The following is a 10,256-nucleotide window of genomic DNA, read 5'->3' as shown; positions in this document are numbered from 1 at the left end:
CCCGCGGCTGCGCCTGGCGGCAGAAAAAGCCAAGGCGGCCAATATGCCGCTGGAAAACGTCAAATACGGCATTGCCAAGGCGACCGGCAGCCTGGAAGGTGTGCATTACGAAGAAGTCCGCTATGAGGGTTATGGCGTTGGAGGGGCGGCCATCATTGTCGATTGCATGACCGACAACAAGGTGCGCACCGTGGCCGAGGTGCGCCATGCCTTTGCCAAGTTTGGCGGCCACATGGGCACCGAGGGTTCGGTGGCCTTCCAGTTCAAACATTGCGGCCAGCTGATTTTTGCCCCCGGCACCAGTGAGGACAAGATCATGGAAGTGGCACTGGATGCCGGTGCCGATGACGTCATCACCCACGACGACGGCGCAATTGAAGTGCTGACGCCCTACGCGAAGTTTGAAGTGATCAAACATGCGCTGGAAGCGGCGGGCCTGAAGGCCGAACTGGCTGAAGTCACCATGCGCGCAGACAACATGATCGAATTGAACGGCGGCGAGGCCGCCACCATGCAGAAGCTGCTGGACGTGCTGGAAGATCTGGATGACACGCAGGATGTGTTTCACAACGCCGAAATTTCATGAGCCCCCACGCTCCGCACTTCGTGTCGTCGCTGCCCCCCGAGGGGGCGCTGCGCCTGCGGCCCGGCGAAGCCGGTTCCGCGGCCCTGGCTGGTCAAGAGGGGTCACCCACGCTTGTTGCGTGGAAATACATATGAAAGTTCTCGCATGAAAGTCCTGGTAGTAGGCGGCGGTGGCCGTGAGCACGCGCTGGCGTGGAAGCTCGCGCAATCGCCCAAGGTGCAGGCGGTGTATGTGGCGCCGGGCAATGGTGGGACGGCGCTGGACGCCCGGCTTGAGAACATCAACATCACCGATGTCCAGGCGCTGCGTGCGTGGGCAGCTACAGAAAAGATAGCATTGACAGTTGTTGGCCCCGAGCAGCCGCTGGCGGCAGGCATCGTCGATGAGTTCCGGGCCCATGGTCTGCGGGTGTTTGGCCCGACCCGTGCGGCGGCTCAGCTTGAAAGCTCCAAGGCATTTTCCAAGGCCTTCATGAAGCGGCACGGGATTCCGACCGCCGAATATGAGACTTTCACCGATGCATCTGCTGCACACGCCTATGTCGATGAAAAAAGCGCGCCGATTGTCATCAAGGCCGATGGCCTGGCGGCGGGCAAGGGTGTGGTAGTGGCCATGAGCCTGCACGAGGCGCACGAAGCGATTGAATTCATGCTGGCGCCTGACCCCAGCTTCAACCCTCTGGGCGTCACCCACAACGCGGGTGGTGCGCGGGTGGTGATCGAGGAGTTTTTGCAGGGCGAAGAAGCGAGCTTCATCGTGATGTGCGACGGCAAAAATGTGGCGGTGATGGCGACCAGCCAGGACCACAAGCGCCTGCTCGACGGCGACCAGGGGCCCAACACCGGCGGCATGGGCGCCTATTCGCCGGCGCCTGTGGTCACGCCCGATGTGCATGCCCGGGCCATGCGCGAGATCATCCTGCCGACCATCAAGGGCATGGAAAAGGACGGCATTCCGTTTACCGGCTTTCTCTACGCCGGGCTGATGATCACGCCCGACGGCAAGGTCAAGACCCTGGAATTCAATTGCCGCATGGGTGATCCCGAGACCCAGCCCATCATGCTGCGGCTCAAATCGGACCTGTTTGAGGTCATGCTGGCCGCGACCTCGGGCAAGCTCGATGAAGTCGAACTGGAGTGGGACCGCCGCGTGGCGCTGGGCGTGGTCATGGCTGCTCATGGTTATCCGCTGCAGCCGCGCAAGGGTGATCTGATCACCGGCCTGCCGCCTGTCAGTCCCTCGGCTGCGCCTGAAGATGTGGTGGTGTTCCACGCCGGAACCGCCAGTGCGGCGGATGGGTCCAAAGGCAGTGTGGTCAGTTCCGGAGGCCGCGTGCTCTGTGTCACGGCGCTGGCCAGCTCGGTGAAAGAGGCGCAGCACCTGGCGTACGAGGTAGCCAAGTCCATTTCCTTCGATGGCGCGCAGTACCGCAAGGACATCGGTTTTCGGGCGATCAAGCCCTGATGGGCATGGATTTCCAGCCGCCGCATCCCGTGCAGTTCCGGGGGAGCGGTGTGGCCCGGGCGATGGTTCGAATCCTCGGCTGGCAGATGGATTTTCAGGGCCTGCCGGCGCAGCAGGGCGTGATTCTGGTCTATCCGCATACCTCGAACTGGGATTTTCCCATCGCGGTGTTGCTGAAATGGGCGCTCGGCATTCCTGTCCAGTTCTGGGGCAAGGACACGCTGTTTCGCATTCCGCTGTTCGGTTCCTGGCTGCGCTGGCTGGGCGGTGTGCCTGTCAGACGCTCGGCTCCCCAGGGCGTGGTTGGGCAGATGACCGCCATGATGAAACAGAAAAAGGCCGCTGGGCAGTATTTCTGGCTGGCCCTGTCGCCGGAAGGAACACGCCGCCTGACGGCGGGCTGGCGCAGTGGTTTTTACCGGCTGGCGCTGGAGGCCGATGTACCGGTGGGACTGGCTGGCCTGGACTACTCGCGCAAGCGCCTGGTTTTTCGCGATTTCGTGCGACTCAGCGGCGACGAAGACCGCGACCTCAAACGCATGGCCGCTTCCCTTCGGGATTTTCACGGTTTTCGGGCTGCCGCCGCGGCCCCCGTGCGTTTGATCAATTCGGACCCTCCGCAGGCCGATACCATTGTGAAATGACGACCACGACCGACTCTTCACATGTCCGCAGCTATTTGCTGGAGCTGCAGCAGCGCGTCACCGCCAGCATTGCCGCGATTGACGGCGGCGTGTTTGCCGCGGATCCATGGCAAAAAACGCCTGGCGAAACCTTGCAGGGCAATGGCATCACCATGATTCTGGAAGGCGGCGAGGTGTTCGAGCGTGCCGGTTGCGGGTTTTCGCACGTGCGCGGTCCCCGCCTGCCACCATCGGCGACCCAGCATCGACCTGAACTGGCTGGCGCCCCATTTGAGGCCCTCGGCGTGTCGCTGGTGTTCCATCCGCGCAACCCCTATGTGCCGACAGTGCACATGAATGTGCGCATGCTCGCCGCCACGCCGGCGTCGGGACCGACTGTTTACTGGTTTGGCGGTGGTATGGATCTGACGCCGTATTACGGCTTTGAAGAGGACGCACGGCACTTCCATCAGACTTGCCGCGATGCACTGGCGCCGTTTGGCCAAGACAAGTACCCGCGCTTCAAAACCTGGTGCGATGAATACTTTTACCTGAAGCACCGCGACGAGCAGCGCGGTGTAGGCGGCGTGTTTTTTGACGACTTCCAGGAACTGGGCTTTGAGGGCGGTCTGGCCATGATGCAATCGGTCGCCAATGCCTTCCTGCCGGCCTACCTGCCGATTGTCGAACGCCGCAAAGACACGGTTTACGGCGAGCGTGAGCGGGACTTCCAGTTGTATCGCCGTGGCCGTTATGTGGAGTTCAATCTGGTCTGGGACCGCGGCACCCACTTTGGCCTGCAATCGGGCGGGCGCACCGAGTCCATTTTGATGTCGATGCCGCCGCTGGCAGCCTGGTCGTACCAGCGCCCGGTGGAAGCCGGTTCTGCCGAAGAGCGGCTGTACACCGGGTTTTTGGTCAGGCGGGACTGGCTTTGAGCAGCGCGGCCGCGAGCGTCCTGCGCATCGGCATGTTCGGCGGCTCCTTTGACCCGCCGCATCGGGCGCATGTGGCGCTGGCCGCCGCGGCGGTGAGGCAGTTGCAACTCGATGCCCTGTACATCGTCCCCACGGGCGTGGCCTGGCACAAGGCGAGAGCGCTCAGCGCCGCCGCAGACCGTCTGGCCATGACCCGGCTGGCGTTTGCCGGCATGCAGCGCGTGGTGGTCGACGAGCGGGAACTCCAGCGTGACGGACCGAGCTTTACCATCGATACGCTGGAGGCCCTGCAGGCCGAAAATCCAGGTGCCCAGCTCTACCTGATCATTGGAAAGGACCAGCTCGCGGCGCTGCAAACCTGGCACCGTTGGCAGGACATTGTTCGTGTAGCTATAATTTGTATAGCAAACCGCGGAGACTCCGCAAGGGCTGAGGCCGGATTTGACTGTCAAATTGAGCTTCTGAACCCATTGGTGCCTCTGCAACTGCCCCTGATGCCCGTCAGTGCTACCGATATCCGGCGGCAGATTGCGTCGGGCTCCTTGACGTCGCAAAGCCTTGCCCGGCTGGTTCCTGAGGCCGTTGCGCGTTATATTGAGAGCCATCGTCTCTATCTTTTGGCTTGATTCGAACCATCTTTTTTATTGAAACTCCTACTGCATGACCTCCACCCCCGCCAACACCACCGCTGCCAAAAAAGACGTCCAGAAACTGCAGCGAGCCATCATTGATGGGCTGGAAGACGTGAAGGCGGTGGACATCCAGGTGTTTGATACCGAACACATCACCTCGCTGTTCGAGCGCGTGATCATTGCCTCGGGCACGTCGAACCGGCAAACCAAGGCGCTGGCCGCCAGCGTACGCGACGCCGTTCGCGACGCCGGTTTTGCCAAGCCGCGCATCGAGGGCGAGGAAAACGGCGAGTGGATCATCGTTGATTGCGGTGCCGCCGTGGCTCATATCATGCAGCCCACCATCCGCCAGTATTACCACCTGGAAGAGTTGTGGGGCGACAAGCCCGTCAAGCTCAAGCTGGGTGCGCCAGCGCCCCTGGTCAAGGCGGCCAAACCCGACCCCGAAGAAGCATCCCCACCCGCCAGGGCCCGCGCTGGTGCCAAATCTTCGTCGGGCAAGACTGGCGCCAAACCAGCAGCCCGGAAAGTGGTGCCACGAACCGACGACGGTACCTATGTGGGCCGGGTCGGCAAGATGACCGACTGGACCGCCAAACGCAATGCGGCTGTGCCGGCCGCCGAGCCGGCAGCCAAACCCGTGCGGGCGGCAGTCAAGACCGCTGCGAAAAAAGCAGCGGCCAAAACGCCCATCATCAAAATTCCCGTCGCCAAAAAAGCAGTGGCCAAAAAAGTGGCTGCCAAAACTGCAGCGAAAAAACCCGCTGCGAAGAAAACCACGACCCGGAGCAAATGAGGCTGACGATTGTCGCCGTCGGCCAGAAGGTGCCGGATTGGGCGCAGACCGCCTACGACGACTACGCCAAACGGTTTCCGCCCGAGCTCAAAGTCGAGCTCAAGGCCGTCAAGACCGAGCCGCGCGCCTCCAAAACACTGGACACTCTGCTGGCGGCCGAGCGTCAGCGCATAGAAGCCGTGATTCCCAAAGGCACACGCATTGTGGCGCTGGACGAACGCGGTACGGCGGTGACCACGGTCGCGCTGTCGACAAAACTCACAGGTTGGCAGCTTGAAGGTGATGACGTCGCCATCATCATTGGCGGCCCGGACGGGCTGGACCCCGGCTTCAAGCAGGCCGCGCATGAGCGTTTGCGCCTGTCCGACCTGACCTTGCCGCATGCCATGGTGCGTGTGCTGCTGATCGAGCAGCTGTACCGCGCCTGGAGCATCACGGTGAACCATCCGTATCATCGGGAATAAATGCCCCCACGTTCGTTCACTGCGTGTGACTCTCTGCCCCCCGAGGGGGTACTGCCCTTGCAGGGCGCCACGCTGCCGGAGGCAGCGCATCTGGCGGCTGTCCCAGCCCGCTCAAGCGGGCTCGGAGCCGCAACCGCCAGCCTGCGGGCCGGCGAAGCCGGACCCGCAACCCCTGCTGAGTTAATCGGGGTAATGGTCACTACCGCTGGCTGACAAGCGTGAGTGACTTTATTTATCTTGCGTCCCAAAGCCCGCGGCGTCGGCAGTTGCTGGAGCAAATGGGCGTGTCCTGCCAACTGCTGTTGCCCGGCGCCGAAGAAGACAGCGAGGCGCTGGAAGTGGTGCTGGCTGGCGAATCGCCGACCGCTTATGTGCAGCGCGTGACGCAACTGAAGCTGGACGCCGCCGTTGCGCGCCTGAAGCAGCGCGGCCTGCCGTCTGCGCCTGTGTTGTGCTCGGACACCACTGTTGCGCTGGCTCGCCGAATCTACGGAAAACCTGATGGTGCAGTCGATGCCGAGCGCATGCTGGATGAACTGGCGGGCACCACGCACCGCGTGCTGACCGCAGTTGCTGTACAACACGGTCGCAAGCGGCAAAAGGCCTTGAGTGTTTCGCGCGTCACCTTTGCGCCCATGAGCCGCGCGCAGATTCGCGCCTATGTGGCCTCGGGTGAGCCTTTGGGCAAAGCGGGTGCTTACGCGATACAGGGCAGGGTGGCCATGTTTATCCGCCATATCAGCGGCAGCCATTCGGGCATCATGGGATTGCCCCTGCATGAAACGGCACAACTGCTGCGCGCAGCCGGCCTGAAAATATAGTCAGAGACAAGAACATGCAACAAGATATCCTCATCAACTGGTCACCCCAGGAAACCCGTGTGGCGGTGGTCGAATACGGCGCCGTACAGGAGTTGCACGTCGAACGCACGCTGGAGCGTGGGCTGGTCGGCAATGTCTATCTGGGCAAAGTGGCGCGGGTGCTGCCGGGCATGCAGTCAGCGTTTATCGACATCGGCCTGGACCGTGCCGCGTTTTTGCATGTGGCAGACCTGATGAGCAGCATCACGAGCCGGCATGCCGATGCCGACAATACGGCGGCTCTCAAGCCCATTGAAAAACAGCTGTTTGAAGGTCAGACGCTGATGGTGCAGGTACTCAAGGACCCGATTGGTACCAAAGGTGCCAGGCTGACGGCACAGGTCAGCATTGCCGGTCGCCTGCTGGTTTTTTTGCCGCAGGACAATCACATCGGCGTGTCGCAAAAAATACCGGTCACGCAGCGTGAAGACCTGCGCCAGCGGCTGCAGGTTTTGGCCTCCGACATGGGCGGCGGCTTCATCCTGCGGACCAACGGTGAAGACGCCACCGATGCTGAACTCGGCGAAGACATCGCCTACTTGCGCAAGACCTGGGCGCGTATCAAGGACGCGGCCCTGCGGCTGCCGCCGACCTCGGTGCTGCACCAGGACCTGAGCCTGCTGCAGCGCGTGCTGCGTGACATGGTGCTGGAAAACACCCAGAGCATACGCATCGACTCGCGTGAGCAGCATGACAAGCTGAAGATGTTTGCCACCGAATTCATGCCGGCAACCTTGCAGCGGCTACAGCTGCACTCTGGTGAACGGCCGATTTTTGATCTGTTCAATATTGACGAGGAAATTGCCAAGGCGCTGGGGCGCCGCGTGGACCTGAAGTCCGGCGGCTACCTGATCATTGACCAGACAGAAGCCCTGACCACTGTGGACGTCAACACCGGCGGTTTTGTCGGTGCGCGCAATTTTGACGATACCATTTTCAAGACCAACCTGGAAGCTTCGCAGGCGATTGCGCGGCAACTGCGGCTGCGCAACCTTGGCGGCATCGTGATTGTTGATTTTATTGATATGGTGCAGGCCGGCCACCGCGATGCGGTGCTGGCCGAGTTCCAGAAGCAGCTGGCGCGCGACCGCATCAAAACCAGCGTTAACGGTTTTTCGGCGCTGGGCCTGCTGGAGATGACACGCAAGCGCACGCGCGAGTCGCTGGCGCATCAGCTGTGTGAGCCGTGCAACGCCTGCATGGGCAAGGGCGTGGTGAAGACGGCGCGCAGCATTGGGTATGACATCCTGCGCGAAATCTTGCGCGAGGCGCGGCAGTTCAATCCCAGGGAGTTCAGGGTGATTGCATCGCCGAAAGTGATCGAGCTGTTTCTGGACGAGGAAAGCCAGCATCTGGCCGGTCTCAGTGACTTCATCGGCAAGCCGATTTCCCTGCAGGCCGAAGCGGCCATGGCGCAGGAACAATACGACATCGTGCTGCTGTGAGCGCCCAGCCGAAACGCCCGATTCCGATTCTGGTTTACCACCAGATCAGCGAGGCGCCACCCAAAGGCGCGCCGTTTCGCAGCCTGTATGTGGCGCCGCAATCCTTTGCGCGGCAGATGGCTTTGCTCAAGCTGATGGGTTATCAGGGCCTGTCCATGGGTGCGCTGCTGCCTTACCTGCGCGGTGAAAGAAGTGGCAAGGTGGTCGGCATCACCTTTGACGACGGTTACCAGAACAACCTGAGCCAGGCTTTGCCGGTGCTGGTGCGCCACGGCTTTTCATCCACCTGTTATGTGGTCAGCAATCTGCTGGGGCAAACCAATGTCTGGGACAGCGACATCGGCATTGCCCAGGTACCGCTGATGACCGGCGATGAGCTGCGGCTTTGGGTGGCCGGCGGGCAGGAGGTCGGTTCACACACGCAAAACCATGTGCGCCTGCTGCGCAGTGACGCGGCCACCGCCCTGCAGGAGATGACAGGCGACCGGGCGGCGCTGGAAGGGCTGCTGGGTGTGCCAGTCAGGCATTTTTGCTACCCGTATGGCGAATACGCGCCTGAACATGTCGCCATGGCGCAGCAAGCGGGCTTTCACACCGTCACTACGACTCGGCGCGGGCGCAGTGGGGTACAAGGCGGCGTGCTGGAGTTGCCACGTGTTCCGGTGTTGCGATCCACCAGCCTGCCGGTCTTCTGGCTCAAGGTGGCGACCGGCTACGAAGACCGGAAGCGCGCATGAGCCCGCCGCCGCGCTTGCGCATTGCCGTCCTGAATCGCATCTTTGAGACCACCGGCGGCGGGGCAGAGCGGTATTCGATTGCGCTGGTTGAGCAGCTGGCGCAGCGCCATGAGGTGCATGTGTTCGCACAGCAGATCAAACATGACTTTCCCGGAGTCACGTATCACAAGGTGCCCATGCCCCTGCGCAAGCCGCGCTGGGTCAACCAGCTCTGGTACGCCTGGGCCACCTGGCGCGCCACCCGCAGCGGTTTTGACATCGTCCACTCGCATGAGAACACCTGGCACGGACAGGTGCAGACCGTGCATGTGCTGCCGGTCAAACACAACCTCTTTCATGGCCGTACCGGCTTCAAGCGGGCCATGCGCTGGCTCAAGGTGATCACCAGCCCGCGTTTGCTGGCCTACCTGTGGCTGGAGCGCATGCGCTTTGCGGCCAGACCCGACAGGCGCGTGGTGGTCACCTCGGCCAGCCTGGGCGCCACCATGGCGGCAACCTATCCCGCCTCCATGGCAATAACAAGCATCATCACACCGGGCGTGCACCTGCCCGATGCAGCCAGTGACGTCGAAAAAAGCGCCGCCCGCGAGCAACTGGCCTTGCCTGCGTCCGGCAGTTGTTTGCTGTTTGTCGGCAATGACTATAAAAAGAAGGGCTTGGACACCTTGTTGCAAGCCATGCCCAGCCTCCTTGACGATGTGGTCTTGGCGGTGGTGGGAAGCGCCGCAAGCATCCCGGCCTATGCGCGGCAGGCAGAAGCTGCGGGCATAGGCAAGCGCGTATTTTTCCTCGGCGCACTGCCTGACGTGATGCTGGCCTACCGGGCCGCCGACGCCTTGGTGCATCCCACACTGGAGGACACCTTTGCCATGGTGGTGCTGGAGGCCATGGCGCATGGCCTACCGGTGGTGGTGAGCAGCGCGGGCTATTGCGGAATTTCGGGCTTGCTCAGCGCTGGCCAGAACGCGCTGATTCTTCAAGACCCCCGGGATGTCGCACAGTTGGCCCGTGTTCTCAATCAGCTGCTGGCCGACGCCCATTTGCAGCAGCAACTGGGCGCCCAGGCCCGCCAGTTTGCCAGCCCGTACCAGTGGGCGGACATCGCGCGCCAGCAAGAGGCGGTGTATTTTTCCGCGTTGATTCTGAATGAGGGGCCTGCACAATGACTGTCAAACTGGCCTTGGTGGTTCTAGCTGCTATTTTTGGTTTTGCATATTGGCTAACCGGACTCATGGCTTCCGCGCATTTGAACGATAAATCGGTGCGTGTTTCCAATCGTTTTATAGGCGCATCGTTTTACTGGTCGTTTGAACCCTCACGCTATGCTCCCGAGGGTGTAAAGCTGTGTCGATGGGGAAATGCGTTCATAGCGATAGCAACTATATCGTGGGTTGCATGGCTATTTGCATTGAACTAGCCGCATCCCAGCGCAATGAGCGTCGGATTCCAATTTCCCCCGTCAACTATCACCGTCGCCTTGGGCCAGACGATACAAGCCTCGTCCGCAAGACCAGTGAATCAGTCAATCTCGACAGCGAAGCTTTAACACCCAATACTTTGGAGGCTCAAACCACCAGCTTGAAGTGTTTGCGGCTGAAGTCCAGGCCGCTCCACAACTCCAGCCTGCGCATCAGGTGGTACTTGTTTTCCTTGCGGGTAGGCCGGTAAGCCGGGTCTATGCGCAGCTCCTGCTCGGCACCGGTTTGCAGCC

11 protein-coding genes are annotated in these 10,256 nt (G+C 61.5%); all 11 read left to right on the top strand.

The window, feature by feature from the left end; genetic code table 11:
• The coding region (locus Q8L50_RS12990; protein WP_305349056.1) for a YebC/PmpR family DNA-binding transcriptional regulator at positions 1-586 on the top strand (586 nt) is incomplete at its 5' end.
• 144 nt (positions 587-730) lie between these two features.
• Positions 731-2,050, top strand: coding sequence for a phosphoribosylamine--glycine ligase (gene purD, locus Q8L50_RS12985; protein WP_305349055.1), 1,320 nt, complete (start codon positions 731-733; stop codon positions 2,048-2,050).
• Positions 2,050-2,694 (top strand): 1-acyl-sn-glycerol-3-phosphate acyltransferase, encoded by a 645-nt coding sequence (locus Q8L50_RS12980; RefSeq protein WP_305349054.1) that lies wholly within the window; start codon positions 2,050-2,052, stop codon positions 2,692-2,694. The genes purD and Q8L50_RS12980 overlap by 1 nt, the downstream gene beginning before the upstream one ends.
• A complete protein-coding gene (gene hemF, locus Q8L50_RS12975) occupies positions 2,691-3,611 on the top strand; it encodes an oxygen-dependent coproporphyrinogen oxidase (protein WP_305349053.1) in 921 nt (306 codons plus the stop codon). The genes Q8L50_RS12980 and hemF overlap by 4 nt, the downstream gene beginning before the upstream one ends.
• On the top strand, positions 3,608-4,237 hold the full coding sequence (nadD, locus tag Q8L50_RS12970; RefSeq protein WP_305349052.1) for a nicotinate (nicotinamide) nucleotide adenylyltransferase: 630 nt from the start codon (positions 3,608-3,610) through the stop codon (positions 4,235-4,237). Before hemF ends, nadD begins: the two co-directional genes overlap by 4 nt.
• 34 nt (positions 4,238-4,271) lie before the next feature.
• Positions 4,272-5,039: a ribosome silencing factor gene (rsfS, locus tag Q8L50_RS12965; protein ID WP_305349051.1), complete on the top strand. Its 768-nt coding sequence runs from the start codon at positions 4,272-4,274 to the stop codon at positions 5,037-5,039.
• On the top strand, positions 5,036-5,503 hold the full coding sequence (rlmH, locus tag Q8L50_RS12960) for a 23S rRNA (pseudouridine(1915)-N(3))-methyltransferase RlmH (RefSeq protein ID WP_305349050.1): 468 nt from the start codon (positions 5,036-5,038) through the stop codon (positions 5,501-5,503). The genes rsfS and rlmH overlap by 4 nt, the downstream gene beginning before the upstream one ends.
• Positions 5,504-5,721: 218 nt before the next feature.
• Complete coding sequence (locus Q8L50_RS12955) at positions 5,722-6,324, top strand: nucleoside triphosphate pyrophosphatase (RefSeq protein ID WP_305349049.1); 603 nt, start codon at positions 5,722-5,724, stop codon at positions 6,322-6,324.
• 14 nt (positions 6,325-6,338) lie between these two features.
• Positions 6,339-7,808, top strand: coding sequence for a ribonuclease G (gene rng / locus Q8L50_RS12950; RefSeq protein ID WP_305349048.1), 1,470 nt, complete (start codon positions 6,339-6,341; stop codon positions 7,806-7,808).
• Entirely contained in the window at positions 7,805-8,545 is a 741-nt protein-coding gene (locus Q8L50_RS12945; protein WP_305349047.1) for a polysaccharide deacetylase family protein, read from the top strand. The genes rng and Q8L50_RS12945 overlap by 4 nt, the downstream gene beginning before the upstream one ends.
• A complete protein-coding gene (locus tag Q8L50_RS12940; RefSeq protein ID WP_305349046.1) occupies positions 8,542-9,711 on the top strand; it encodes a glycosyltransferase family 4 protein in 1,170 nt (389 codons plus the stop codon). Before Q8L50_RS12945 ends, Q8L50_RS12940 begins: the two co-directional genes overlap by 4 nt.
• The last annotated feature ends 545 nt before the right edge of the window (positions 9,712-10,256 follow it).

The sequence above is a fragment of the Polaromonas sp. genome, from assembly GCF_030680935.1.
Classification (GTDB): domain Bacteria; phylum Pseudomonadota; class Gammaproteobacteria; order Burkholderiales; family Burkholderiaceae_C; genus Polaromonas.
This window is presented reverse-complemented; position numbering and strand designations above follow the sequence as displayed.

Excerpts from the sequence above, each read along its gene's own strand:
- purD (WP_305349055.1), top strand. The coding sequence starts at position 731 with ATGAAAGTCCTGGTAGTAGGCGGCGGTGGCCGTGAGCACGCGCTGGCG.
- Q8L50_RS12980 (WP_305349054.1), top strand. The coding sequence starts at position 2,050 with ATGGGCATGGATTTCCAGCCGCCGCATCCCGTGCAGTTCCGGGGGAGC.
- hemF (WP_305349053.1), top strand. The coding sequence starts at position 2,691 with ATGACGACCACGACCGACTCTTCACATGTCCGCAGCTATTTGCTGGAG.
- rsfS (WP_305349051.1), top strand. The coding sequence starts at position 4,272 with ATGACCTCCACCCCCGCCAACACCACCGCTGCCAAAAAAGACGTCCAG.
- rlmH (WP_305349050.1), top strand. The coding sequence starts at position 5,036 with ATGAGGCTGACGATTGTCGCCGTCGGCCAGAAGGTGCCGGATTGGGCG.
- rng (WP_305349048.1), top strand. The coding sequence starts at position 6,339 with ATGCAACAAGATATCCTCATCAACTGGTCACCCCAGGAAACCCGTGTG.
- Q8L50_RS12940 (WP_305349046.1), top strand. The coding sequence starts at position 8,542 with ATGAGCCCGCCGCCGCGCTTGCGCATTGCCGTCCTGAATCGCATCTTT.